Here is a 26137-nt window from a genome sequence, read left to right as displayed (position 1 = left end):
TGTAGACGATCAGAGGGAGAGCATGTTGCGAAGAGCAACGGAGTTCGCGTTCATAATGGGGATAGATGGCTAGTTCGAGGAGGCACTCGGTTCGATCCAGGGAGGTAGTTCGATCCTCAGAAGAGTGACAGCATCTCTGTTGAGTTCGAAGAGATGGCCGGTATCGTAGAGGGTTTCAAGGAGTGACCGTGTGGCTTCGAAGGTTGGTTCCGTGCCCACAAACCGGAGCGAAGCGATGGGTCTATCGAGAATCAGGTCCAATTTCAGCCGTTGCCCACTAAGGGAAATGCTGATACTCGCTTGGGGTGTCGGGATATCCGTGTGCTCCATCGCCGTGGACAACTCTTCAATCAACGGCACAAGGAGCCATCTAGGCATCAGCAGGTTGTCCAAATCGCAATCGACTTCGAACTCAAGCTGAAGCTTTCGCCCGAGCAGATCTCTTTGAAGGTTAAGGTACTCGCGCGCCTCCTCGGTCTCCTGGTATAGCCCGGCAAAATGTCGTTCGGGATATTCGAGCATATTGCGGAGGAGTTCTCCAAAGCGCGCGATCATGAGGCTTGCGCGTAAGCTCTCCTCTTTTGTAATGCTCCGCGAGATGCCATGCAGCATATCGGATAGAAGACGCCCTGGAAGCTGATAGCGGTAGGAGGCGATGAGCCCATCTCTCTGCTTTATCCTTGCCTGCCGCATGAGATCGGCCTGTTGGTCAATGCGGTCTAACAACTTGAGGGCGAAGTAGCAGCTACACCAGGCCTCAAGTACAAACTGGTATCGCAGACTGGCGGTAAGAACTGAGTGCAGGAGTACAGTTGGTGGCACGCCCAGCATTGCATGCGTGACGCGTTGTGCGAGGAGCTCGCCGATAAAGGCGAGGACTGCGGCACACGCGATGGCGGAGAGCGCCAACGGAGCGAAATGCTCTTTCTTTCGCCATGCGTAACGGCAGAGCGGATACAACACAAACGAAGCGATGACGCTCAATAGTATTCGCAGTGACTGGACGCCAAAGGCTGAAAGTGTCATTTGCCTGGGCCAGAAGAATACGAAGATCATGCAGGCAAATCCGCCCCAGCCGGCGGCCTGCAGTTTCCAGAACACGCTCGATGGCAGGAATGAATCCTTTCTATGTGATGCTTGCCCGGCCAGGTGCCGCTGGAACATCGACTCAACCTCTGATGTGCATCGCACAATGTCCTTGCCTAACGCGCGAGGAAAGACTTGTTGAGGGCGAGGATGCCCGCATATTCCGAACTGACGACTTTGGGGAGTTCAATTGCCAGTACGAAGACGCCGTGAATTCGCTCGATGGAGAGAGATGCAAAGTCACCGTAGATTGTTCGCAGGAGTTCATGGATGTTGCGCAGGCCGATGCCAAATCCGCTCTCTCGATGCTCGTCTTCTTCTCTCGGAAGCATGTTCCGTATGGTGACGAGGAGAACCTCGTTTCGCTGTCGCATACTTAGCCGCACAGGCGCGCCTTTGTCAGAGGCCGGCAATCCGTAACGGACGGCATTCTCCAGCAAAGGAAGCAGAAACCATCTTGGAACACGGAAGGTTTCGATGCCCAGCTGGATATCGAATTCAACGCTCAGGCTGTCATCAAATCTGACTCTCTGGATTTCAAGATATTGCTTTGCGTAGTACAACTCGGTTGAGACATCTGTTAGATGGTCTTCTTGTGAATCGAGCATAGCTCCGAGAAGTTCGTCAAGTCTCTGGATCATCATTCGAGCTTCTTCACTGCGGCCAGCTACGACCAGAGATGAGACGGCATTCAGCGCGTTGAAAAGAAAGTGGGGATGAATTTGAGAGCGCAGTGCCTTCAGTTGGGATTCCCTGGCGAGTACCTGCACTCGCTGCAAAAGTTCTTCATTCCTTCTCACTTCCAGGAATGATTTACATCCGAAATAAAACACGCACCAACACCCAAGCAGGATGGCATAGTCAACACCTTCGGCGAGTAGTGAGCGAACTGTGATGTGCCTCGATGGCGCCCAGAGAAAGAGTGCTGCGAGTTCGCTGAGTCCCTCGGTCACAAAACCAAAGAGAAGGCCGACGAAGATGCAAAGCATACCGCTGGAGATTCGATGATGTTCGCTCTTCCACGCTGCTCGACCTAGCAAGCGCAGTGGGAAGGTCGCGAGGAAAGCGAGAAACATATCCAGTGTGAAGTAAGGGAACCTTGCCCCGGTGGGGACGTATGGCCAGTAGAAGAGGAGCAATGTGCCGACAACTGCCGTCCAGCCTACGACTTGCAGCGCCCAGTACACTCGAGCTCTTGAACTGAGGAGAAAAACAGACGACATCATCCCTTCATTTTGATTCGAGAAAGCAGAGAAAATGAACTATTCGATCAAGCGAGTCTTCACTGCGACGAACAGGGCGAACATTATTTTGCGGACTCCTAGAATAGAGGAATGCCTTCAACACTTATCCGCCATAAACTCCGTTCACGGACATTGTCTCTACAGTTGCATTGCATGATTGCCTTCTTACTTCTGGCGATGACCATCCCAACCTGGAGCCAGCCTCGCAACGGCTCACATGCGCCTGAGATCCATGTATCGAAGGTGCTCTCGCCAAAAGGAAGCGACGTTCCGAGTCTGCGCAAGCTCCGTGGCCGAACCATAGTGCTGGACTTCTGGGCGACGTGGTGCGGGCCGTGTATTGCTTCGATGCCGCATATGAATGAGTTGGTCAAGACTCTCGATCCTGGCAAATTTACTTTCATAGCGATAGACGATGAGGACGAGAGTGTGACGGCTGCTTTCCTATCCAAGCGAACGATCTCATCCATCGTGGCACTCGATGCTACCAAAGCAACCTTTCGCTCCTATGCAATCGACAGCCGTCCCGCAACAGTTGTCATTGATCCACAAGGCAATGTGGCCCTGGTCACAACCCCTGCCAAACTGAACGCGCAAATCCTACAGTCCATTAGTTCGCGAGTACCTGCCGAACATGGAGCAGTTCAAGCAAAGGCCGAGCCGAAGGCAAATGCTCTATCCGCTCAAGCCCCGGAGAAAGCGCTGAAGGCGACTAGCTCATCTCCCTCGGAGGATCCGCTGGCCGAGATTTCTGTACGCAGGAAGCTGCCAGACGAACCGAGCTTTACCGTAGATCACGGGGGCGCCAATTACAACTTCATTGGCTGGGATGCCAAGTCTCTGCTCGAGATCGTCTTCGAATCTTCGCAGACACCGTTTCAGCTTGTTGATCAGCCCCCTTTAGGTAATTTTGACCTCATCGTCAAAGGAGGCAAGATGGATGACGAAGTGCTGCAGACTATCGAGCAAGCCGTCCTTGCGGAAGCCTTCGGCATGGATATCCGTAAGCAAGATACGCAGAGGGAAGCGCTCATCCTTGTGCATCCGAAAGAGTCGCCGCTGATCCTGTTGCCTACGTTCGATCCACGCGTTAGCCATGGCATGGAGAAACACGACGGCGCAACATCGTTTACCAATTTGAATATGAGCGGGGTGGCGGATTTGATTGGTCGACAATATGGCATGCCGGTCGTTGACGAAACAGGCATCACCGGAGGCTTCGATGGAACGATCTCTTTGCCATCGAATGTAGATCAGCTTTCTGAGGCTGTTCGCAAGGCAACGGGGCTTGAGGTCACTCGCGGTGTCCGGACCATTACGACCTATGTGGCGACGAAGCGAGCAAATGATCGACCGGCTTCCAGCAACTAGATTTGCCTATTGCTAACGCTGCAACAATGCCCTTTTCAGTTCCTCGCTGAAAGTACGACTTGCGCGTAGAACTGTTCCGTCTTTCAACGTGACCAGTAGATCCTGATTGCGCAGGGTGATGAAATCGGCCACCCTGCTGAGGTTTAGTACAGATGATCTGTGGATGCGATAGAACACATTGGGCGGTAACTTGTTCAGCAAGGTGGAGAGTGGCTCTCGCAGGAGATGGGTGTTGCCGCGAACATGGAGTTTCGTGTAGTCACCGGAAGCACTGATCCAGTCGATATCGTTTACTTCGATGAGCCGGGTTCTTTTACCGGACGGTACCGCAATTGGCGCAAATGACATGCTTCGCACACTGTAGGATTCCTGTGCGTTTTCGCGCAGGGTTCCACCATCCGATTCCCCTGCTCGTTGAAGTGCGAGTGCTTCGCGAATCCGGTTCAAAGTTATTTCGAAACGGATGTCATTGATCGGTTTCAGCAGGTAATCCGTCGCCTCTACATCAAACGCCTGTAGAGCGTACTGCCGATGCGCAGTCAGGAAGACTATGATCGGTTTCGCTGGCCGTTCATCGAGGATTCGAGCGATATCCAGACCTGATGAATTCAGTATCTCCACATCGAGAAAGATCGCATCCGGCTGCAATCGACAAATCTTCTCAAGCGCCTCCTCTGCGGTGGAGGCTTCTTCAACAATCTTGAAGTCTGTGTGCTTACGCAGGCGTGCGCGAACACCTAGTCGTGCAACCGGTTCGTCGTCGATCAGTATCAGACGAATGGTCATCTGGTTATCCAATGATGTTGTCGAGCGCTACTGGCCTGGCAGGTGAATGGTGAGTCGTTCCCATGCCTGACCATCTTAATCTTGAGCCTGAGATATACGAGGATTCGATGGACTGCTTTCAACTCCACGATTTTCATTCTATGTCGATGTTTCCACCGGTTAGACCTATTCACCGCACCAGGAAACCGATTGAACGCAAATCGCAACATTTCTCCTGGACACTTTACGCGGGATTTAGTTCTCCCCACTGGATCGGCATTGATACTCCATCCCTGATGAATGCTCGCTTATCCTCGGGCCGTTGTTCGCCAGACGTACGCAGGAGCGCATTCTCGCCATGTTCTGCGAGTCGCAGTGACATGCAAACCAGCGATGCAAACGAATCGGCGCGCATCTTTCGCATGGCGCGCCCACGATGCACCTGGACGGTGTTCTCAGTGATCCTCAACTCGTACGCTGTTTGCTTGTTGAGAAACCCTCCTACGACATACCGCATGACTTCTGCCTCCCTGGAAGTGAGCGACCGCCAGCGGTTTCTCAAGTCCTCCTCTTCACGCCGCAGCGCAAGGGCAACCTGTTCTCTCTTGAAGGCGGATTGCATCACCATCAGCAGATGCGAACTGATGACGGGCAATGTGAGAAAGTCATGAGCGCCTTCCTTAATCGCGCGTACGCAGGAAGGAATATCACCATCGTCTGAGAGGAAGATAATCGGCGGGGCGACGGTGTATGCGAGTGTGCGTTGAAGATCGAGGCCGGACATATCCGACAGGCTGCGGCCGATGAACAAACAACTGGCAACATCCGGATGCTTGCAGCCAAGATATGCAGCCGCCGATCGAAACAGTTGGGTGCGGACTCCCTGCGATTGAATGATCGAGCTAACCTCCTGCCCCAATAGCTCGTCATCAGTGACCACGTACGCGACCTGAGAGAGATCACGCGCACCAGCACCAATCCGATTGACCGATTGGTGCGCTGCATAGGAATGCGCTTGCAGAGTGCTTGAGAGCATGTTCACCTACTCGAAAAGTTATGACCTGCTAAGCGGATTCTAGGACGGAAATGCGATTGATCGGTACCGTTCCATCGCACTCCATGCACGGTTCGTCGCAGTGCTGTGATTTTCTCGCCGGACTTTACGAAGTGTGTGCAAAGCCTGTAATGCCTCTGCGAATGACATATATCGGCAGGGGCATTACAGGCTCGCGCTCTCCTAGAAACCTTGTGCACGTTTCGTCACACGGACAGCACGTCTCGTCGCATCGATGGCTGGCTCATAGTGCAGACCATGCATACTCTCCATGGATCTGCCGAGGCAAATGTTCTTTCTCGTTCGGCGTGAACAGCGAAGAACACTCTGCGCTGTGAGGTTGATCGATTCTCGTGAAACGTCAACGTCAATCCAGCATTGCGAAACGATGCTATGTATAAATCTCAAAACCGAAGGAGTAAGTCATGTCGAATAATCTTCAGCGTAAAGCCGTCATAGCTATTTCCAGCTTCAATGGTCCGATTTATCCCGATGGCCACAAGACAGGTCTGTTTCTTACCGAGGCACTGCATCCTTTCGAGGTTCTGACAGAGGCTGGCTTTGAAATCGATCTTGCCTCCGAAACCGGTACCTATGGTTTTGACTTCAACTCACTGCAGCCGCCGTTCCTGGCAGGAAGCGACAAGGCCGCTTACAACAATGCCAATCACCCTTTCATGGTGAAGCTGAACTCGCATCTGAAGAAGGCATCGGACCTAAAGAAGGGAGAGTATGGCGTCTTCTTCGCATCTGCAGGTCACGCTGCGTTGTACGACTATCCAACAGCCAAGGGTCTGCAGGCAATCGCCGCGGATGTCTGGGATCGAGGAGGCGTCGTTGGGACGGTATGTCATGGTCCGGCAATCCTGCCGGGAATCATCGACTCTAAAACAGGCAAGTCGATCATTGAAGGCAGGACAGTGACGGGCTTCACGATCGAAGGCGAATTGATCTTCAACATCCTGGATAAATTGAGAGCAGACAAGGTGGTCCCGGTTGTGGAAGCAGTCACCGCAGTTGGAGCGTTCTATAGCACTTCAATGAATGCTTTCGACGACTATTCCGTCACATCCGGGCGTGTCGTGACAGGCACGAATCCTCAAAGCGGACGCAGCACCGCGGAGAGAATCGTCAGGGTGTTCGATAGTCTCTGACATTTTGAATAAGAGACGGCTCTGAGCTTATGAAGCATAAAGCACAGAGCCGTCCTCTCGACGATCACTCACAAGTGCCTGCGTGAAATCGCGACCAGTATTTATCACGGCATACTTGCAGGGGTGAAACGTAAATTTGCTTGCGTGTAAAGAGACTGAAGGAGACCGGCAATGTCGGAGTCAGCGCTATTCCAACCCTTTCATCTGCGTGGTCTTGATTTTGCGAATCGCATCGTGATCGCGCCTATGTGTATGTACTCTGCGCAAGATGGTTGCATGAATGATTGGCACTTGATTCACCTGGGGCAGCTTGCTCTTTCTGGTGCCGCACTTCTGACGATCGAGGCTACCGCGGTGACAGCCGATGGGCGAATCACTTATGCGGACGTGGGGCTTTACAACGATGAGACCGAAGCCGCGATGAAGCGAGTCGTCGATGGCATTCGCCGATGGTCGACAATGCCCATTGGAATTCAACTGTCTCACGCCGGCCGTAAGGCATCTACGGAAGTTCCCTGGAAAGGCGGAGGTCAGATCTCCCCTGAGAACCCATTGGGATGGCCAACGGTCGGTGCTTCAGACGTACCGTTCAATCAGGGATCTCTTGCGCCAACGGCACTGGATCGAGATGGGTTGCGCACGATTCGCGAAGCCTTCGTAGCGGCTGCACGGAGGGCCGATAGGCTTGGACTGGACCTTATCCAATTGCATGTTGCTCACGGTTATCTGCTGCACCAATTTCTCTCTCCAATCTCGAATCGACGAACAGATAGCTATGGCGGCAGCATCGAGAACCGCATGAGATTTCCGCTGGATGTCTTCGAGGCTGTGCGCGATGTCTTTCCAACGGAGAAGCCGATCAGTGTTCGTGTTTCAGCGACGGACTGGGTGCCGGATGGGCTTGGGATCGAGGAAACAACCATCTTTGCACAGGCACTGGAGGGGATGGGATGCGATGCCATTCATGTCTCCAGTGGCGGCAACGATCCTGCTCAAAAGATTCCAGTGGGACCGGGCTACCAGGTGCCTCTTGCTCGGGCAATCAAAGCGGCTGTCGGCATACCGGTGATAGCTGTGGGGCTCATCACTTCGTTCGAACATGCGGAAGCTACTGTTCAAACTGGAGACGCCGACATGATCGCGCTGGCGAGAACAATGCTCTATGACCCTCACTGGCCGTGGCATGCAGCGGCACACCTCGGCGCGACCGTGCACGCACCTAATCAGTATCTGCGGTCGCAACCACGCCAGTTCCCTAAGTTGCTGGTGAGCGATCAGACCTCTTAATGAAGAACTACATGGAAGCCTGTTGAGCAGGAGTAAACCTTCTTGTACGCGAACAGTGAGCAAACAGGTATATGCGTATTCGGGCAGCGAGTTGTGTCTTTGGGATAGCGAGTGTTCTCTTTGCCTGCAAGAGTCTTGCGCAAAAAACACCGCCTGCTCCGGACCGGCCATGGCACACGAAAGAAGAAAACTCCTTGTCAACACAATTGGCCGCCGACAGCCAGCCATCGTGGAGCATTGATCCAATCAAGATTTATACGCTGCCAGAACTGATCGACCTCGCTGAGCTCCACAACCCGGAGACGCGTGCCGCATGGGAACGAGTGAGGCTGCGGGCGGATGAGCTGGGCATTGCTCGATCAGCATATTATCCAACTCTTGTTGCGACTGGCTTTGCTGCGTCGGATCGTCAACCCGCATTGATCGGTGAGTATCTTCATCGGCAGACGATCGACGTGGTGCGGCCTGCGTTGCATGTTGAATATCTCGTCTTCGATATGGGTGGCCGATCCGGAGAGGTGGACGTTGCGAAAGCAAATCTTCTTATCCAGGGCATGGAATTCAATAACACGCACAGGCGGCTAATCTATCGAGTGGCATCTGCTTACTTCCACCTGTTGAACGCCAAGGGGCAGCGAGCAGCGGCAGAGATCAGCTTGCAAAATGCGGAGACGGTAGAGGCAGATACCGAAAGCTGCCTGAAGAACGGTCTTGCTACGCAGCCTGATTTATTGGAAGCAAGCGCTGCGCGAGCCCAGGCTGATTACGATCTGCAAGCCACGATTGGCAACGAAGAGATTGCCCATAGCGAGTTGTCCACTACGATGGGCCTTCCGGCTGAGGCTCAGTTTCATGTGCAAAGCATCTCTGACATTCCACTCCCAACGGCTGCGGCTGATTCTCTCGACCAGGAGATCGAACGAGCATTCAAGCAGCGGCCTGAGCTGCTGGCGGACATTGCGCGAATTCGTTCGGCGCAGGGAGACTTGAAACAGGCGCGTTCCGCCTATTTACCAAGCCTTCATCTTGCAGGAGATGGTGGGCTTGCTCGCGGCTATGCGCAGCAAGATCTTTATCCAGGCCACTATGCCGAAGGGGAGGTCTGGTCTGCGGGCTTAGAGATGCGATGGACTCTCTTCGATGGTGCCAGGCGCGAGAAGCGTGTAGCTGCGGCGAATGCGGAGAAGCGCGTGGCCGAGTCGGATCTGCATGCTCAGCGAGACCAGATTGAACAGGAGGTGTTCATGTCGTATACAAATCTGCGAACTGCTTTGAGACAGCAACAGGCGGCAACGGCTTTGCTGACGGCATCGAGTCAGTCCTATGAGGCAGCGCGGCAATCGTACAGTTTTGGGCTGCGCAATCAACTGGATGTCATCTCTGCACAGAAAGTACTTGCGCAAGCTCTATCGGAGAATGTGACTGCGCAATCGCAGCTTCTTTTGCAGGTGGCGGATCTGGCGTTCCGCACTGCGGACATGATTCAAGTGGAGACGCAAACCCCGAAACCCTAAGAGGAGAGCGAACCATGCTGGTGCGATGCAGATCTCGAATTCCAATAAGCGGCATGTTCGCTGCACTTCTACTGAATGGATGTGGACGCGCACCATCTTTCAATATTCTCGGGTCATATTTTCCAGCCTGGCTCGTATGCATTCTTGCAGGCATTGCGGCAGCTTCCATCTTCCGCGTGTTGCTTGCAAAGTTCCATAAAGAGCAACTCATCCGATGGACCATTCTTGTCTATCCATGCCTTGCGGCTGCGATCGCTTTCACCCTTTGGTTGCTGCTCTTCAGCTAGAAGGATCTGCTTATGACGAACGATACTTTTGGCACTATCAGCGCGCGTGGTGGTAATACAGGCACTCTATTGAGTGCCTGTATTATCCTTTACACGCTGGTGTCCGGATGCTGTGTACTGTGGAAAACTACCGTTAATCCGCGAACGGACGATGCAGAGATCTTTGCAAACTTCATCGGGATTGCGCCTGTGGTCAATGGCCCGATCATGAGTCTGCATGTTGTAGACAACCAGCCGATCAAGGAAGGCGAGACTCTTTTAGAAATCGACGACCGACCATACAGATATGCACTGGAGCAGGCGAAGTCTGACCTCGGATCACTGAACGGTCAGATTGGAAATCAGAGCCGGACTATAGCTTCGTTGGTCAGCGGCGTCGATGTAGCAAAATCCGCTGCGTTGAATTCAGAAGCGGGTGTGAATCGAGCCTCGGCATTGGTGGATCAAGCTAAAGCTGATGTCGCCGATGCAAAGGCCGCCGTCGACAAAGCAGATGCCGAAAAGGCATACGCGGCGAATAATCTTCATCGTATAGAACCGCTGCTGCAGCGACAATTCGTGACGGTGGATCAGGTTGATCAAGCCAGAACTGCATTCGATACACGGTCACAGGCAGCAAAACAAGCGCTTTCTCAGTTGGCGCTTGCCGAGGCGGGCCTCGTCGCGACGGAGGCGCAGTATCGGCAGGCGCAGGCTACAGTGACGCAGAGCCAGCACCAGGTGTTGCAGGCTTCGCATAGCGTAACAACGTTAGAGCCCCTGCTCGGGCAGCTTTCGGGTAAGCGTGCAGCAATCGACACGGCGCAATACAACCTCGATCACTGCAGGCTGCTCGCTCCGTTTGATGCGCGTGTCACGAATCTGACCATCTCACAGGGTGCGTACGCTCACGCAGGGGAACAGATCTTCACTTTGATTGATACGCGGGTATGGTGGGCAATCGCGAACTTTCGCGAGACACAGATTCAACACATCAGGCCGGGGATGGAGGCGGAGGTTTATGTACTTTCCCATCCAACCGTCAGGTTTAAGGGTGTGGTGGACAGCGTCGGCTTTGGCGTTAAGCCGGATGCAGATTTGATCGGAAAAATTACACCGGGTTTGCCTGATGTTCAGAGGACGCTGAACTGGGTACATCTTGCATCACGCTTTCCAGTTCGGGTACGGCTGCAGTCTTCGCAGCAGAAATACTTTCGTCTCGGTGAATCTGCGGTTGTGGTGATTCGTGGCGAGAACTCAGTCATAGATGAGAAGCAGCCATGAACTCCTCCCCTAATCTCAATGCGAAGCAAACTCTTCGAGAGTGGTTGCCGGGATTTCTGCGCCAGGAGCTCGCTCCCTATCCAGGCCGATGGTCGTTGGTGAGCCGCATGATTATTGCCGCAACTGTGAGCATGATTATCATCGTCACCTTCAGAATTCCTTACGGGGCTGTAGGAGCAAACTGCGCTTTTATTCTTTCGCGCGAGAACCTGGTTTCGACTACCAAGTCAGGCTTCTATTTCATCATGGCCTACGTGGCATGGGCCGTATTGATACCAGTGGGAGCGCGGTTGTTCGCTTCGATCGGCATCACGCATTTTCTTTGGGAGGCGGTGACGATCTTTATATGCTTCTATTCGCTGAAAGCCATCTCCTACTTTCCACTGGCGGCTGGGATCGTCGTTGTCGCGACGAGCACGGTGGTTGTCTGGTATCTTCCTGGGCCTGCGGAACTGAATGTCGAACTGACGCTCTGGCAGATCTTGGCAACAATCATTGGGGCTGTGGTGACTCTTCTCGTGGAGGTGGTGTTCCGGTATTTCTCAAAACAGGATCCAGTGGAAGACGGCATCGACGATCGCCTGCGGAATATCGGAGAGATGCTGCGCGATTATTGCGAAGGCCTGCCGATAGCGACTGGGGTTGCTCAATCCATCACGCAATATGCCATGACTGGTACCAGCATGCTTCGCCAGCAAGTAGCTCGCAAACACATTGCTCCGGTAGAGCGAGCGAAGACGGGCGCAGTGATTGCATTGCTCGGACGTGGTATCGACATTTCTGCCGCGATTGTGGCTGGCTACTCCAAGATAGATACAACGCAGGCGGGCACAAGGCCGCACGCCCGCGCAGATAGTTTCCGCGCAAAGAACCTCATGGCACGGCTCACATGCATCCGGGATGCCATCCGTACCGATAAGATTCCTGCTAGATGTGGGAGCGTAGATTTAGATCCTGCGCCTGACGGTGTTCCGTTGTTGTGCGAACTTGAGACAGTCATCAGTTTGATGGAGTCTGCACTGGGGATGAACTCGTCGTCTCCGCCAAGATTGGATATGCAGGAAGATCCTCACTTGGAGAGCCGGCTGTTTGTGAGAGATGCTTTCTCGAATCCGGATTATCTGCGTTTCTCCCTTGCTGGCACCGCCGCAGCGATGGTCTGCTACATCATCTTCGTCGGACTGGATTGGCCGGGCATTTCAACCGCTGTGACGACGTGCATCCTGACTGCTTTGAGCAACATTGGTTCTTCGCACCAGAAGCAGATATTGCGTATAGGCGGAGCATCCATCGGTGCATTCGTATTCGGACTTGGGTCGCAGATGTTTGTACTGCCGTACATCGACTCCATTGTGGGTCTGACGATTCTATTCGCAGTCGTCACGGGTATATCGGCATACGTTTATACATCGAGTCCGCGGCTCTCGTACGCAGGACTGCAGATGGCATTCGCGTTTTACCTGATCAATGTCACGGACTTCACCGTTTCACTTGATCTCACCATTGGCCGCGACCGGGCAGTCGGAGTACTCCTGGGCATTGCTGCAATGTGGCTCATCTTTGAGCGTCTTTATCCACGGCCTGCTGCTATCCAGATGGTTCGCATGTTTGCCCAGTCTGCTCGGCTGGTCGCCAGCCTCAAGCCCGTCTCTGTCAACGAACCTGAAGTCAAGCGATTTTTCACCATGCGCGATCAGATAAATAGCCTCTTCACCAACGTTAACGCCGAGGCCGATGCAATACCTTTTGAGAACGGAGAGCAACGACTCGCGTATCTTGCGGCGCGCGATCGCATACGACGGTGGCTTTCGATCCTACGCACCCTCTATCTTCTCGAATTGCCACTCTTGCAGATCGGCTCCAACGATGGGATTTCTCCGACTGTCTTGCGCGCCCAATCGAGTCTGCTTGATGAGTTATCGGGACCGTTGATTCACATTGCAACATGTTTAGAGAATCAACTGAGCGGACAGCCTTGTTCGACTACGAATCCAGCAGTGGCTTCGGATACTCAAAGGCTGGAGGAGGAACAGCATCCTTCTGGAATGATTCGAGATGAAGGGCTGACGCAGACTTCTCTACAACTTTTGAAGATGGTGCGTGAGCTTGAGCAAGACGTAATGAAAGAACCGGTCTTCACTCCCTCATTCTCACCTTAACTGACATTTAGTATCAGTGCATCCTTCTGTGGTCCTGTCCAAAACATGCATGGCATGTTGCGGATCATAGCGTTCCTGCGGACTTACGTGGGCGCGCAGTTCGCATGGTATGGAGTGCGGATGTTGATCTTGTCGATCCATCGCTGAACAGTGCGGAATCATTAGCATTCTGCTGTTCACGAAAGATGGAATAGAGATTCGCCGCCATTCTGATGAAGATGTCATTGCTGGGCAATTATCAGCGCTCGGCAATGGAGAACTGCAGCGTCGAGTCAAACGCTTTCCCATCGATACGTGCCGTTCGAGATTAAAGGGACGGGAAGTGTGTACGTCATCCGTATCTCAGAATGCAGGTGAGTCATGAGCCATTTATTGTCAGCACGCTCCCAGATGGGAATATCCCTTGCCTTTCACATCATCTTTGCGGCGATCGGCGTTTCATTTCCGCTCATGATGACGATTGCCGAGTGGCGATGGCTTAGAACACGGGAGCCTGTGTATCAAGTGCTCGCCAAGCGTTGGGCCAAGGGAGCAGCTATTTTGTTTGCGATTGGCGCGGTATCCGGCACGGTGTTGTCTTTTGAACTTGGGTTGCTCTGGCCGCGTTTTATGGAGAAGGCCGGGTCGGTGATCGGCATGCCATTTTCGCTCGAAGGATTTGCGTTTTTCACGGAGGCAATCTTTCTCGGGATTTATCTCTTCGGATGGGAAAGAGTGCCGGAGTTTCTTCACTTGCTATCCGGTGTGATGGTCGCGGTGAGTGGAGTCACATCTGCGATCTTTGTCACCTTCGTCAACGCGTGGATGAATACCCCGGCGGGCTTCGATCTTGTCAACGGCGAGTTCACCAACATTCGCCCTTTTGAGGCCATGTTCAATCCTGCTGCGCTTCCCGAAGCAGCGCACATGGTGCTGGCTGCTTTTTGTGCAGTGGGCTTTGCAACTGCCGGCGTGCACAGCCTGCTTATGCTGCGACGTGGTCGAAACCGATTCGACGAAGTGGCGATCGGCATTGCGCTCACGGTAGGCAGTATCGCAGTGCTGGCCCAGGGTGTGAGCGGCGATGCGATTGCACGCATGGTCGCCAAGACACAGCCGGTGAAGCTTGCCAGCCTTGAGGGGCAGTTCAAGACGGAGGTTGGAGCGCCGTTACGCATCGGAGGCTTGCCGGATACGAAGCTGCGAGAGACGAAGCATGCAATCGAGATTCCTCACGGCCTTAGTCTGCTTGCCTTTCACGATCCCAACGCAACGGTGAAGGGCCTTAATGATTTCCCTGAAGCGGATTGGCCCTTTGTTACAGCGGTGCACATTTCGTTCCAGGTCATGGTGGGGCTGGGAAGCATGCTGTCCTGCGTTGCACTGCTGTGGGGATGGTTCGCCTGGAAACGAAAGCAAATCGGCGATCATCCTCTACTGCTCAAGCTGCTGGTCCTTTGTGCTCCGCTCGGGTTTGTTGCGCTTGAGGCGGGATGGGTCGTCACCGAACTGGGACGTCAACCGTGGATCATTGTTGGCGTCCTGAGGACGAAGGACGCTGTGACTGAATTCCCTGATCTGCAGCTACCGTTTCTGCTGGTATCTCTTCTCTATTTTGTTCTTGGATGCATCGTGCTGTGGCTGCTTGCTGCGCATGTGATTGCTGATCCGAGGAATCGAGATGCAGATGCCGTTTAAGGAGTGCCTGTGAACATTGCATCTGTGCTCGCCTGCATCATGGCTGCCGCACTCCTACTGTATGTCCTGCTCGCTGGGGCAGACTACGGAGCGGGGTTCTGGGATCTGCTTAGCAGCGGTCCAAGCAAAGACGCGCAAAAGGAGCTTATCGCGAACGCTATTCAACCCATCTGGGAGGCGAATCATGTCTGGCTCATCCTGATACTGGTGCTGTTGTTTGCCGGGTTTCCGCCTGCCTTCGGAGCGGTCATGATCGCTCTTCATGTACCAATCCTTCTCATGCTTGTGGGGATTGTTTTGCGAGGTTCATCGTTTGTCTTTCGAGCGTATTCGACTATCGACTCGGAGATGCGGAAGGCATGCGCTTACGTGTTCTCCATATCGAGCAGTTTCACGCCGTTTTTCATGGGAATCCTTATCGGTTCACTCTCGGATAACCGGGTTCTTGTCTCGGAGGATGTGAGCATCAATGGGTATCTTTTCAATTGGCTAAACCCGTTCTCCGTATCGATGGGCTTGCTTACTGTCGCATTGTTTGCTTTCCTCGCGGCTTCGTATCTAACCGCTGAGGCAGCCACCGATGAGCTTCGCCGAACGTTCCGCAATCGCACTGTTGGAGCAGGTGTGGCGGGTATCGTCCTGACGGTAATCACCTTCGCTCTCAGCGCCGAGTATGCTACCGGCCTGCGAGAAGGCTTCACGCGCAACAGCGTGGCAATCTGTTTCGCGATCATAGCTTGGCTCGCTATTGCGGTGAGCTTTGTTGCGCTGTACAAAGGCTGTTTTCAACTATCTCGCATCATGGCTGCCGTTCATGCAGGCTCCATCGTTGTTGTGTGGGCTGTCGCGCAGTATCCCTATATTGCTCGTCCGCAGAGAACGATTTTCAATAGCATGCTGTCCGCGACGGTTGTTCATGACATCGTCCTGGCCTGTGTTGCCGGAGCCATTGTGCTCTTCCCTTCTCTCGGAATTCTTCTCTATGTCTTCAAAGATCAGCGAAGGAATAAGGCCGCGGCCTCGTCGTCAAAGGTGCAGCCGTGACAGGTCGAATAACACACCAACGAGGACGAGTGAACGCCGCACGTCTCGTCGCGAATTCTCCTCGCCTCGGCGCAGGACTGTTCGCAGCGCATTGCTGCGGAGTTATTTTCGTTCATACGAACGAAGCTCTGATGTGCGTTCTAAATCCCGTTGAGGAGATTTCAAACGATGAGCATCGCCGATCCATTTTTTGTCATGAGCATTCTGGTCGTCGTCGCCCTATTAGACATAGGTAAACCTCAGTCGCCGCGATCAAACTTTCAACCGTCCTATCCAAATTTGAAAAGGAGTAAGGGAAATGCTCGCAGCTCGAATGCATGGCTATAAGCAACCGCTGGTGATAGAAGACATAAAGGTCCCGGAGATCCTTGCCGACCAGGTACTTGTAAGAGTCGGCGGAGCTGGGATGTGCCGTTCCGATGTTCAACTTATTGACGGCTACTTCGCCGAGGCTCTCCAGACCAAGTTTCCGATCACACCAGGCCATGAGATCGCCGGCTTGATCTCTGCAATCGGAGATCGCGTACCGGAGAGTACGCAGCTTGCTATTGGCGACCAGGTGGTCGTTGCGGCCGGATGGGGCGATAGTATCTGCCGCCAGTGCAGGCTTGGGAATGAGCAACTCTGCGAGCATGGTAGCTGGCCAGGGTTTGGACCTCCGGGCGGATACGCTGAGTATGTTCCTGTGCCATACAGGCAGCTCATCAAGATTCAGCACAGGTTGAAGTGGGAAGAGCTTGCGCCGCTCACGGATGCAGGCGTTACGCCTTACCGTGCGATCAAGAAGCTGCGGGCTGCGGGTGTTCTCGGCCCGGATCGTGTGATGGCGGTATTCGGCGCAAGCGGCCTTGGTAGTTACGCCGTGCAATACGCCAAGCTGCTATCGGCCGGAGCTACCGTCGTGGTCTTTGCGCGTAACGACGAGAAGCTCGCTATCGCCAAAGAGCGTGGAGCAGACTTCACGATTAACACTCGCGGCAAGTCTCTCGCCGATCTCCACGATGAGTTATTCAAGCTCACGGGCAAACGGAAGATCGATGCTGCTATCGATTGTGTAGGAGCTGCGGAAACTATTCAAACGGGAATAGGTCTGCTCGCAACCGCGGGTGCATTCGTATCGGTTGGACTGGTCGGCACCAGGATCGATATTCCACTCTTTCCGTTCACGGCAGGTGAGCTTACATATCACGGATCGTTCTGGGCGAACTACGCAGATCTTCAGGAAGTGCTGGCGCTTGCGCAGCAAGGAAAGATTCAGCATTCGATCAAGAAGATCCGGTTCCAGGACGTTAACGAGAATCTCGAGATACTGCGCGCTGGAGAGATTATCGGCCGCGCCGTGATTGTCTTCGACGTCGACGCAGACGCAGCCCCGGACACGGACGCGAACACCGCTCAGAAGCCTGCCAGCGCAGCCTAACGAGTTCGGATACACAGACGCTCATTTCATCTACCGGCAAGCCGTACACACCAACTAGCACCACAGCCGGACAGGGCGGTTACGGAGAGGTTTTTATGGAAAACAACCAGGTAAGCACATCCCAATTCAAGCAGGAGACACAACCGATGAAGTTAGCTGAAACCCTTATCGCAGGCAGTATAGGAATCGCGACCGCCCTTTCCGGCGGTGCCCAGGCTCAAGCGCAACATCAACCCGTGAAGAACATCGTTCTTGTGCACGGTGCATTTGCAGATGGTTCAAGCTGGTCGAAGGTCATTCCTATCCTTGAGGCTCGTGGCTTTCATGTGGTGGCTGTACAAAACCCATTGACGTCTCTGAAGGACGATGTCGATGCAACTCGACGGATCATTGCGCTGCAGGATGGACCTGTGATCCTGGTGGGTCATTCGTGGGGTGGAACGGTCATCACCGAAGTTGGCGACGATGCCAAAGTCGCAGGGCTGGTTTACGTTGCAGCCTACACTCCTGACGTGGGCCAGTCTGCCAACGACAACAGCAATCCGTTTGGATTCACATCTGGACAGAAGTCGATCACAGTAGACTCACAGCACTTCGCAAGGCTTTCTGAAGAGGGAGTGCTCAACTTCTTCGCGGAAGGACTTCCGATGGCAGAACGCCGCGTCATCGCTGCTGTGCAAGGGCAGACAAACGGTCCGATGTTCGATGAGAAGGTGACTCATGCAGGCTGGAAGAACAAGCCTTCCTGGCATGTGATCTCGTTGAAGGATCAGACGCTGACTGCTGCGATGGAAGAGGCGGGCGCGAAGAAATCGGGAGGTAAAGCAGTGCCCCTGGAAACCTGCCACGTCGCCATGTTGCAAGAGCCGGAGAAGGTTGCCGACGTCATCACTGAGGCGGCCAATCATTCCCTCAAACCGTAACCATATTCCTTCATGGTCCGTGGTTGGGGGTTCGCGATGCGCGGTCCGCAATCTGTTGACATTGGGACCAAAATATCAGCCAGTCATCAGGCTCGAAAGCATATCTTTCGAGCCTGATCCATTCCTCAAAATAAGGAGCAAAGAATGAGCGCAACGGGCTTCAGTACGATCAATCCTTCCACCGGTGAGCCGATCGAAGACTTCACCTTTTATGACGCGGCCAAGACTGAGACGATCCTCGCCCGGGCTGACAAGACGTTCCAATCGTTTCGCAAGACCAGCTTTTTCGAGCGTGCACAGCTTCTCTCCCAGCTCGCTGTAAGCCTGAGAAAGAACACACCCCAGCTTGCAAAGGTCATCTCGACAGAGATGGGAAAGATACTCTCTGAGGCCGAGGCAGAGGTTGAGAAATGCGCATGGGAAGCAGATTGGTATGCAGAGCATGGGCCGCAAATTATGGCGGATGCTCCGGCTCCTACAGGGGCGGTGAACGCCTATGTTTCTTATCTTCCGCTGGGAGCGATCCTTGCTGTCATGCCGTGGAACTTTCCAATCTGGCAGTTGACCCGCATGGCGATCCCAACGATCCTGGCCGGCAATGTTGTGTTGACGAAGCACTCACCGAATACACAGAGGAGTTCGCTGGAGTTTGAGCGGGTCATGCTCGAAGCTGGTTTCCCTGAAGGAGTATTTCAAAACCTCATTCTCAAGCGAGACGATGTCGTTAACGTGATCAACGATCCTCGTGTGCAGGGAGCATCGGTGACGGGCAGTGTACGAGCAGGTTCGGCGGTGGCCTCTGAAGCAGGTAAGGTCATCAAGAAAACAGTGATGGAACTGGGAGGCTCAGATGCCTTCATCGTCTGTGAAGACGCGGATATTCCGGCGGCTGTCGCGGCGGGCATCCGGGGACGCTACCACAACACGGGCCAGGTCTGCCTGGCAGCCAAACGGTTTATCCTAGTGGGAAAGATCGCGGACGAATTCGAAGGGCAGTTTGTTGAAGCAGCCAGTAAACTCCGCGCAGGCGATCCGTTCGATCCAACCGTACAGATGGGGCCGATGGCTCGCATCGATCTACGCGACGGGTTACATAAGCAAGTAGAGGCGAGCGTGGCCAAGGGCGCGCGCCTGCTGCTCGGGGGAAAGCCGATCGAGGGCAAGGGTGCTTTCTATCCGGCTACTGTGCTGAGTGGCGTTACGGAAGGCATGGCGGCTTTCGATGAAGAGACCTTTGGCCCGGTTGCGGCTATCACTCGCGTTGCAGATCTGGATGAGGCTGTGAAGGCGGCAAATGCGAGCCAGTTTGGATTGAGCGGCAACGTGTGGACCAAGGACATCGATCGGGCGCGCAAGATTGCCCGCGACTGGTACACGGGCGGCGTGTTCATCAATGGCGTTACTTCCTCGGACCCGCGTGTGCCGGTTGGCGGCGTCAAGAACAGCGGTTACGGCAGAGAGCTTTCTCATTTCGGAGCGCATGCTTTTGTGAACGAGCAAACGGTCTGGATCGAGAATCGCTAGCTGTCATTCGCAAGCCGATATAATCAAGCAGTCTAACGTGCATGGAAGATAGCGATCGGCGTCCCTCCAAGGGACGCCGAAGCGAGGAACAACATGAGCAAAGTGGCATTTATCGGGCTGGGCGCGATGGGTTCGCGCATGGCTTTTAATCTATTGAAGGCCGGCCATGATCTCACGGTTTGGAATCGCAGACCCGAAGCAGCCGAGAGCTTGGTTGCGTCGGGAGCGAAAGCGGCGAAGACTCCTCGCGAAGCAGCGGAAGGCAATGATTTCGTCATAGCGATTGTGAGCAACGACGAGGCATCACGGCAGGTCTGGCTGGACCCGATAGATGGCGCTTTGGCGGGAATGAAGAAAGGCGCTATCGCTATCGAAAGCTCCACACTGACGCCTGCATGGGTGCTTGAACTGGCGGAGGCCACAAGCAAGGCTGGCGTGACGCTGCTGGATGCGATGGTATCGGGAAGTACTCCCCAGGCGCAGAGCGCGCAGTTGGTGTTCCTGGTTGGAGGAGACAGCGACTCACTTGAGAGCGCGAAACCGTTGCTCAAGAGCATGGGCTCCAGCATTCAGCATGCCGGGCCGGTGGGTTGCGGTGCTCTCGCAAAGCTTGCCACAAATACGCTGATGGGTGTGGGCTTGGCCGCCCTGGCGGAACTGATCGGCATGTTGAAACGACAGGGCGCCGATCCACGCAAAGTCCTCGACGCCGTGTCAGCCACTACGGTGTGGAGTGCACATTTAACCAGGGATGCGGGCTCGATGCTGGCAGGCGACTTTGAAACCCGCTTCCCGATAAATCTGCTTACAAAAGATCTTGGCTACGCGCTGAAAGCTGGCGGTGGAGAGGAGTCCATGCCGACTGCGAGTGCAGTGCATGGAGTGTTCCAAAAAGCAATTGCCGAAGATCTTGGAAATCTCAACATGACCGCTGTCGTGAAGTTGTTCGACAAGGAGCAGTGATTCTTCGAATTGTCTCGACTTCGGTCTGCTAAGCAAGCAATGCTGCTATCGCGGTTTCAGCTACTTCAATGTCCTGTTCCACTGTGCCTGCACTCGCGCCCACGGCTCCGATGATTTTGCCGCCAATCGTGATGGGTATACCACCGCCGAAGATGACAACTTTACCTGCATTGCTTTCCTGTATGCCAAAAAGCGGCTTTCCTGACTGAGCAAGCGTTGCCAGAAATGCCGTTGATTTGTCGAAGATCCGCGCCGTCACTGCCTTGTCGATAGCGAGGTTAATGCTGCCAATCAATGCACCATCCTGGCGCAGGAAGGCCACAAGATGGCCTCCTGCGTCTACTACAGCGACGTTGTAAGCGATGCCCAGTTCGACGGCTTTTGCTTCGGCTGCGGCCAGCATACGCTTTGCATCTTCCAGCGTTACTGTCTCAAGTGATTTCGGCACACCATCCTCCCGATGTTTTAGATTGACGATTGTTCTGAAGCAACCAGTTGTGGCCAGGCACAATGTTGCCTGACGGCTCTTTTGAGTTCTTCGCTAAACGTGCGGCTTGCGCGAAGTACTGTTTTGTCCTTCAGCTTCACAAGAAGATCCTGGTTACGGAGCGTCTTGAATCCAGAGACCTTGCTTAGGTTGACGACGAACGATCTGTGAATGCGGCAGAACACATCGGCAGGCAATCTTCTCAGCAAAACAGAAAGCGGTTCTCTCAGGAGATGAGTGGCGCCATGAACATGCAGCTCGGTGTAGTCACCCGCAGCGCCGATCCACTCAATGTCGATTGCTTCGATGACGTGTGTCCGCCTTCGATCTGAGACAGTGATGCGGCCTAAGCTGTGCTGCTGGATGTGCGGATGTGCGAGTGTGGATAGCTTCGTCTCAAGTGCGCTCTCTGTGACGCGTCGATGCGCTACCTGTTCTCGAACGCGATCCAAACTAACTTCGAAGCGATCGGAGCCGATCGGTTTCAAGAGATAGTCGGCGACTCCGAGGTCGAATGCCTGTACGGCATAATGCGCGTGTTCGGTAAGGAACACGATGACGGGTCTTACCGGTAGACAAAGCAGCGCTATAACATCGAGACCGCAAGACTCCAACACTCCTACATCAACAAAAACGGCGTCTGGCTGGAGAGAATGAATTCTCGCAATTGCATCTTCTCCGGAAGACGTTTCGCAGATTACGTCAAAGTCAGGATGCAACCGAAGGCGGCTACGAACGGTCGATGTTGCGACCGGGTCTGCGTCGGCCAGGAGCACGCGAATCCTCATCTCTCGCATCCTGCTGTTACGAGTTGGTATCGATTGATCTGATCGGAGGGGGCTTGTTGCTGGGCGAGAACTCTGCCAGCGTTGGCGAGTGTCTCGGGCAGTTGACGCGATTTCGTTTGAAAATGAAAGCATAAGTTTCGTCCCGTCTCGTCAAGTAAAGTCGACGTACCGAACCTGAACGTAGATGGCCCGAGAGCTTAGCTTATTGCGCAGTCAACTGGATGCTCAGAGATCTCGAAATGCTCAGAGAAAGATCTGAAATTAAGAGACAGCATTATCGAACGATTCTCTATCTCGGGCCCAGCTACTTTCATGATCCGGTATCCGACGAGATCTACTATGCGCTCTGGGTAAACTGAAATCGATCCCGTGAAAATGTCTATTTCTGTTAACCCCGTCAAGGGGCATTTCATATCACTCGAAATAGGGGGAGCAAGGAAGTGAGGCTGCCGGGGTAGAACTCAGAGTTTAATAATGCCGCGACGGAGAGCGATTGCGACGGCTTCGGTGCGGTCGTTGGCTCCCAACTTTTCCATAATGCGCTTTATGTGTCCCTTTACAGTTTCCTCACTGATGAAGAGCGCTGAAGCGATATCGATATTGCGATTCCCTTCGGTCAGCTTTTCCATAACTTCGATCTCTCTCTTACTCAGGTGAGCCTGCCCTAAGTGTTGCATGAGCTGTGCGGCCACTTCAGGTGGTACATGCCTTTGACCGCTGTGAACCTTGCGGATGGTTTCGAGTAGCTCTGATCTGGGCATGGTTTTCAATAGATATGCTTGTGCTCCAGCTTCGAGAGCGCGTTGGATATCGGCATCTCCGTCAAAGGTGCTTAGTATGATGACCCGCGCATGAGCGAACTCTTTCCGGATCGCTCGCAATGCCTCCACGCCGCTTATGTCGGGCAGGCGAAGGTCCATAAGTGTTACGTCTGGTTGCGTCTTTCGGAATTGCTCGATCGCTTCCCGTCCGTTCACAGCTTCGGCAACCAATTCCATATCCGACGCTTTATGAATATAAGCTGCGATGCCCTCGCGCATGAACGGATGATCGTCAACGCACAAGATCCGGATTGGAACAGATTGCAAGTTCATTGTGACTGCTCGTCTCTTTTCTCATGTTTAGGATAGAACTTCCGAAGTGGCCACGGCCACTGTATTCGGCGGGATTTTATGCGCGAATAGGCAATTGCGGCGGGGATACGAAGTTCTACCTCTGTCCCCCCGGAAGGACGAGTATGGATTGCTAGATCTGAGCCAATTGCTTCAGCGCGTTCCCTCATGCCTGCCAGGCCCCAGTGACCTTCACGACCATGCCTCAGGATACCTGGATCAATTCCGCAGCCATCATCCCTCACCAGCAGGCGGAAAACACGGAGGCCGTAGTCTACCGTGATCTCAATCTCGCGTGCAGAGGCGTGAACAACAGCGTTGAGGTAGGCCTCATGGCCTATCCGATATACCTCATCGAATACAACCGTTTTCAAAGGACGATTATCACCTTGCACATACACGGCGTGCCGGGATGATGGTGAAGAAGTAAACTCAGTCATCATCCGTTGGAATGCAGCTTCCGCGGTCACGGTGTTGTCAATGGTGCGAAGTCCCTGCAGAGCTCTTCTACCCTCTGTTGTGACCTGACGCATCTGGTGCAACAGGCGCTGTAGCTTGGGCCTCGCAGGGGAATCCTCTGCTATATCGTCTTGTGCGACATCAAGCTGCATAGAGGCGCTTATGACGCCCTGTAACAACGTATCGTGTAGCTCTTGAGCTATTCGGGTGCGCTCGGCTAGGCGATCTTGAAATCGTCTGTTGAGTTGCCCTGTCACCTGCTTCAAACGGATTCGATACAAGCCAATGGCAACTACAGCGGTCAGCAAAACTGCGAGCATCTGGAAATACCAGGTCTGCCATAGTGCCGGCTGCACCGTAAATTTCACATCGTTTTCAGGGCCATTCCAGGCACCCAGCGCATTCGATGCCATGATTCGAAACGTATACGTTGACGGAGATAAATGGGTGTACACGACCTGCCTTGACGATGAATCATTGCTCCATTCCTGATCCAAGCCATCTAGGCGATAGCGGAACTGCGTGCGTTGCGGCGTTGCCAGACTCGTCCCTGCGTAGCGAAAGGTGATGCTGCGGGTGTCTGGCGACAGGTTCAATCCCTGTTGCGGGCCCAGAGATGCGGTATCTGCTGACACGGACTCAATGCGTACTCGAACGGCCTTGTTGTACCCTTCAGCCTCACGTGGATCGGCTACTGCGAGGGAGTGTGGAAGCGATAACCAGATGCGGCCGGAAGAATCTGAAACGAGTGAGCGATCTCGCCTTACACCTTTTGTTTCGCTCAATCCGTCATCGACCCCATAGCTCAACACATCGTTTTCGTTAAGAGTGCCATTGAGCATCTTCGTCCGGTCGACCTGCAGAACGTGTCCAGAAGTGGAGACCCATAAGAAACCTTGAGCATCTTCTCCTATGCTCAATACCTCCTCACTCAAGGCCTGCGGCAGACCCGGGGGCACATCAATGCGACCGTTGTTAAATCTCGCAATGCCGTGAGATGTACCTATCCATAAAACGTGGCTTGAGTCCTCAAACACTGTTCTGATACCTGGTGGCAAATCGGTTTGCGGGGAGCCGTATTTCAGCCAATGCTCCCCTGTGAAATGCGCAAGGCCACCAGACGAAGCAACCCACATTGTTCCGTCGGCAGCTTCGACGGAGGAAAAAATCGCGTTCGAAGGCAGGCCATTATTCAGGGTATACGTCGTGAACTGACCGTTCCGCAACACACTCATACCGCCGCTGACTGTGCCCGCCCAGATGCTTTTGTCGCGAGCGCGGGTTACTGTATAAACGCTGTTCTGGGCTAAGCCCTGCCTGGATGTATAAGTTCGAGAGGACCACCCGTCACCGCGCCGTATCAACTCGGTCAGGCCACCTCGCTGCCGGCCGAGCCATAGCTCGTCTTTGGCGCCGTCGATTGAATAAACAACATCGTTGTTATCGCCGGGAATATCCACGCGCTTAAAGGAACCATTCTCCAGACAGAAAAGGCCGCCCGATGACGGACCGAACCATGCGCGTCCGGCATCGTCTACAAAAACAGGTCCGCCAATTTCGCTGAGCGATGGGTCGCGGGATGAGATGGACGTAAACATGCCGTCGCGCAGACGTTCGAGGCCGTGTGATCCGGCAAACCAAATGCTTCCATCGCCGTCTTCGTAAATGGAGGTGATTTCCGGGTCGTCCTGACTGCGGAAGAATCCGGTAACAACATTACGTTCGGGATCGATACGGTAAAGCCCGGCATCTGTGCCTGCCCACAGGTTGTGATGATGATCCCGCAGGAGCGCGAAAATCTGTACTTTACCTAATCGCTCAGGGAGCTTTAAGCGAACCGAGATTCCATGTTCCCAGAGATAGAGTCCACTCTCTGCTCCTATCCACACTCCCTCGTGCTCTGAAGGAACAAGAGCATTGACACTGTGTAACAACAGCTCGGGGAGGATCTTAGCGACCTTACCGTTCTCGATCTTGTACAGACCTGCATCCCGCGCGCCGAGCCATAACGCACCAGTGGGGCTATCAAGAAGAGAGATGACTATGCCGTCTATATCGTCCTGTGGGGACTCGCGCTGGAAGTGACCATTTTGAAAGCGAAGGGTTCTGTTTTGTGGCCCCCATAGGAGTAACTTGCCACTCCGATCCCGGGACATTGCTGCAAAGAATCCTTCGTGGATGTCAAACTTCAGTACCGCATCTTCAAATGCGCCATTCCTATATCTGAGTAGGCGCGGACCATCGAGGCGGATCCAGAGATCTCCATACGCGTCCTCCACTAGTCCTCGGACTGCAACCGATCTGCGATCCGAAAGAGGAAGGTCGATCGGGGTGAATTCCGATCCGTCGAATCGAACAAGTCCGTGCTCCGTGCCCAACCAAAGATAACCATCCGGAGTTTGAGCGATGGCATAGACAGTGCCCCCGGCATAGCCCTTGTCGGCACCCCATACAGCGTGAACGTACTGTGCCATTGTTCGAGTACTACTCAAGGCGACGGCTGTTGCCGGAATCCAAAATGCCAAGGCAAGTGCGATAACTGCGGGGACTACGTTC

General features: G+C 53.9%; 21 protein-coding genes. 13 read left to right on the top strand and 8 right to left on the bottom strand.

What is annotated here, in order from left to right; translation table 11 throughout:
- Nucleotides 1-69: 69 nt before the first annotated feature.
- Together OHL19_RS06290 and OHL19_RS06285 are read right to left on the bottom strand one after the other, a co-directional pair.
- On the bottom strand, nt 70-1056 hold the full coding sequence (locus OHL19_RS06290; protein WP_263356763.1) for a sensor histidine kinase: 987 nt from the start codon (nt 1054-1056) through the stop codon (nt 70-72).
- A gap of 146 nt (nt 1057-1202) precedes the next feature.
- Nucleotides 1203-2273 (bottom strand): sensor histidine kinase, encoded by a 1071-nt coding sequence (locus OHL19_RS06285; RefSeq protein WP_263356762.1) that lies wholly within the window; start codon nt 2271-2273, stop codon nt 1203-1205.
- 210 nt (nt 2274-2483) lie between these two features.
- Here OHL19_RS06285 and OHL19_RS06280 point away from each other — a divergent pair, with 210 nt between their 5' ends.
- A complete protein-coding gene (locus tag OHL19_RS06280) occupies nt 2484-3701 on the top strand; it encodes a TIGR03435 family protein (protein ID WP_263356761.1) in 1218 nt (405 codons plus the stop codon).
- 12 nt (nt 3702-3713) lie between these two features.
- Here the strand turns inward: OHL19_RS06280 and OHL19_RS06275 are convergent, their stop codons facing one another.
- Nucleotides 3714-4487 carry a LytR/AlgR family response regulator transcription factor gene (locus OHL19_RS06275; RefSeq protein WP_263356760.1) on the bottom strand — a complete coding sequence of 258 codons (774 nt, stop codon included), beginning with the start codon at nt 4485-4487 and terminating at the stop codon, nt 3714-3716.
- A gap of 223 nt (nt 4488-4710) precedes the next feature.
- The gene (locus OHL19_RS06270; RefSeq protein WP_263356758.1) at nt 4711-5502 is read right to left on the bottom strand and encodes a response regulator transcription factor; all 792 of its coding nucleotides are present in this window, start codon (nt 5500-5502) and stop codon (nt 4711-4713) included.
- Nucleotides 5503-5945: 443 nt separating this feature from the next.
- On the opposite strand from OHL19_RS06270, the gene OHL19_RS06265 reads away from it, so the two are divergent.
- From OHL19_RS06265 to OHL19_RS06210, 12 genes are all read left to right on the top strand, one after another.
- The gene (locus tag OHL19_RS06265; RefSeq protein WP_263356757.1) at nt 5946-6674 is read left to right on the top strand and encodes a type 1 glutamine amidotransferase family protein; all 729 of its coding nucleotides are present in this window, start codon (nt 5946-5948) and stop codon (nt 6672-6674) included.
- Nucleotides 6675-6845: 171 nt separating this feature from the next.
- Nucleotides 6846-7961 carry an NADH:flavin oxidoreductase/NADH oxidase gene (locus tag OHL19_RS06260; RefSeq protein ID WP_263356756.1) on the top strand — a complete coding sequence of 372 codons (1116 nt, stop codon included), beginning with the start codon at nt 6846-6848 and terminating at the stop codon, nt 7959-7961.
- Between the two features lie 194 nt (nt 7962-8155).
- Entirely contained in the window at nt 8156-9475 is a 1320-nt protein-coding gene (locus OHL19_RS06255) for a TolC family protein (protein ID WP_263356755.1), read from the top strand.
- Nucleotides 9476-9489: 14 nt separating this feature from the next.
- Nucleotides 9490-9762: a YtcA family lipoprotein gene (locus tag OHL19_RS06250; protein ID WP_317890544.1), complete on the top strand. Its 273-nt coding sequence runs from the start codon at nt 9490-9492 to the stop codon at nt 9760-9762.
- A 12-nt stretch (nt 9763-9774) separates the two neighbouring features.
- Complete coding sequence (locus tag OHL19_RS06245; RefSeq protein ID WP_263356753.1) at nt 9775-11025, top strand: efflux RND transporter periplasmic adaptor subunit; 1251 nt, start codon at nt 9775-9777, stop codon at nt 11023-11025.
- Nucleotides 11022-13184 (top strand): FUSC family protein, encoded by a 2163-nt coding sequence (locus OHL19_RS06240; protein ID WP_263356752.1) that lies wholly within the window; start codon nt 11022-11024, stop codon nt 13182-13184. Before OHL19_RS06245 ends, OHL19_RS06240 begins: the two co-directional genes overlap by 4 nt.
- Nucleotides 13185-13544: 360 nt before the next feature.
- Nucleotides 13545-14861 (top strand): cytochrome ubiquinol oxidase subunit I, encoded by a 1317-nt coding sequence (locus tag OHL19_RS06235; protein ID WP_263356751.1) that lies wholly within the window; start codon nt 13545-13547, stop codon nt 14859-14861.
- Nucleotides 14862-14870: 9 nt separating this feature from the next.
- Nucleotides 14871-15905, top strand: a complete 1035-nt coding sequence (locus OHL19_RS06230; RefSeq protein WP_263356750.1) for a cytochrome d ubiquinol oxidase subunit II — start codon at nt 14871-14873, stop codon at nt 15903-15905.
- Between the two features lie 298 nt (nt 15906-16203).
- A complete protein-coding gene (locus OHL19_RS06225; protein ID WP_263356749.1) occupies nt 16204-17325 on the top strand; it encodes an NAD(P)-dependent alcohol dehydrogenase in 1122 nt (373 codons plus the stop codon).
- A 146-nt stretch (nt 17326-17471) separates the two neighbouring features.
- Nucleotides 17472-18248, top strand: coding sequence for an alpha/beta hydrolase (locus OHL19_RS06220; protein WP_263356748.1), 777 nt, complete (start codon nt 17472-17474; stop codon nt 18246-18248).
- Nucleotides 18249-18392: 144 nt separating this feature from the next.
- Nucleotides 18393-19772 (top strand): NAD-dependent succinate-semialdehyde dehydrogenase, encoded by a 1380-nt coding sequence (locus tag OHL19_RS06215; protein WP_263356747.1) that lies wholly within the window; start codon nt 18393-18395, stop codon nt 19770-19772.
- A 93-nt stretch (nt 19773-19865) separates the two neighbouring features.
- Complete coding sequence (locus OHL19_RS06210) at nt 19866-20735, top strand: NAD(P)-dependent oxidoreductase (protein ID WP_263356746.1); 870 nt, start codon at nt 19866-19868, stop codon at nt 20733-20735.
- Between the two features lie 28 nt (nt 20736-20763).
- Here the strand turns inward: OHL19_RS06210 and OHL19_RS06205 are convergent, their stop codons facing one another.
- The 4 genes from OHL19_RS06205 to OHL19_RS06190 all read right to left on the bottom strand — a co-directional run bounded on the left by OHL19_RS06205 (nt 20764) and on the right by OHL19_RS06190 (nt 26055).
- The gene (locus OHL19_RS06205) at nt 20764-21183 is read right to left on the bottom strand and encodes a GlcG/HbpS family heme-binding protein (protein WP_263356745.1); all 420 of its coding nucleotides are present in this window, start codon (nt 21181-21183) and stop codon (nt 20764-20766) included.
- Nucleotides 21184-21200: 17 nt separating this feature from the next.
- A complete protein-coding gene (locus tag OHL19_RS06200; RefSeq protein WP_263356744.1) occupies nt 21201-22010 on the bottom strand; it encodes a LytR/AlgR family response regulator transcription factor in 810 nt (269 codons plus the stop codon).
- Nucleotides 22011-22471: 461 nt separating this feature from the next.
- Complete coding sequence (locus OHL19_RS06195; RefSeq protein WP_263356743.1) at nt 22472-23104, bottom strand: response regulator transcription factor; 633 nt, start codon at nt 23102-23104, stop codon at nt 22472-22474.
- Nucleotides 23101-26055, bottom strand: a complete 2955-nt coding sequence (locus OHL19_RS06190) for a ligand-binding sensor domain-containing protein (RefSeq protein WP_263356742.1) — start codon at nt 26053-26055, stop codon at nt 23101-23103. The genes OHL19_RS06195 and OHL19_RS06190 overlap by 4 nt, the downstream gene beginning before the upstream one ends.
- Between the last annotated feature and the right edge of the window lie 82 nt (nt 26056-26137).

Origin of the sequence: Acidicapsa ligni, from assembly GCF_025685655.1 — a bacterium.
GTDB lineage: Bacteria > Acidobacteriota > Terriglobia > Terriglobales > Acidobacteriaceae > Acidicapsa > Acidicapsa ligni.
Note: the sequence above shows the minus strand (reverse complement) of the source record. Positions and strands in the feature narration are given on the sequence as shown.

Coding starts and splice junctions, on each gene's coding strand:
- OHL19_RS06290 (WP_263356763.1), bottom strand. CDS start 1,056: ATGATCTTCGTATTCTTCTGGCCCAGGCAAATGACACTTTCAGCCTTT.
- OHL19_RS06280 (WP_263356761.1), top strand. CDS start 2,484: ATGATTGCCTTCTTACTTCTGGCGATGACCATCCCAACCTGGAGCCAG.
- OHL19_RS06275 (WP_263356760.1), bottom strand. CDS start 4,487: ATGACCATTCGTCTGATACTGATCGACGACGAACCGGTTGCACGACTA.
- OHL19_RS06270 (WP_263356758.1), bottom strand. CDS start 5,502: ATGCTCTCAAGCACTCTGCAAGCGCATTCCTATGCAGCGCACCAATCG.
- OHL19_RS06265 (WP_263356757.1), top strand. CDS start 5,946: ATGTCGAATAATCTTCAGCGTAAAGCCGTCATAGCTATTTCCAGCTTC.
- OHL19_RS06260 (WP_263356756.1), top strand. CDS start 6,846: ATGTCGGAGTCAGCGCTATTCCAACCCTTTCATCTGCGTGGTCTTGAT.
- OHL19_RS06250 (WP_317890544.1), top strand. CDS start 9,490: ATGCTGGTGCGATGCAGATCTCGAATTCCAATAAGCGGCATGTTCGCT.
- OHL19_RS06245 (WP_263356753.1), top strand. CDS start 9,775: ATGACGAACGATACTTTTGGCACTATCAGCGCGCGTGGTGGTAATACA.
- OHL19_RS06240 (WP_263356752.1), top strand. CDS start 11,022: ATGAACTCCTCCCCTAATCTCAATGCGAAGCAAACTCTTCGAGAGTGG.
- OHL19_RS06235 (WP_263356751.1), top strand. CDS start 13,545: ATGAGCCATTTATTGTCAGCACGCTCCCAGATGGGAATATCCCTTGCC.
- OHL19_RS06225 (WP_263356749.1), top strand. CDS start 16,204: ATGCTCGCAGCTCGAATGCATGGCTATAAGCAACCGCTGGTGATAGAA.
- OHL19_RS06220 (WP_263356748.1), top strand. CDS start 17,472: ATGAAGTTAGCTGAAACCCTTATCGCAGGCAGTATAGGAATCGCGACC.
- OHL19_RS06215 (WP_263356747.1), top strand. CDS start 18,393: ATGAGCGCAACGGGCTTCAGTACGATCAATCCTTCCACCGGTGAGCCG.
- OHL19_RS06210 (WP_263356746.1), top strand. CDS start 19,866: ATGAGCAAAGTGGCATTTATCGGGCTGGGCGCGATGGGTTCGCGCATG.
- OHL19_RS06200 (WP_263356744.1), bottom strand. CDS start 22,010: ATGAGGATTCGCGTGCTCCTGGCCGACGCAGACCCGGTCGCAACATCG.
- OHL19_RS06195 (WP_263356743.1), bottom strand. CDS start 23,104: ATGAACTTGCAATCTGTTCCAATCCGGATCTTGTGCGTTGACGATCAT.
- OHL19_RS06190 (WP_263356742.1), bottom strand. CDS start 26,055: ATGGCACAGTACGTTCACGCTGTATGGGGTGCCGACAAGGGCTATGCC.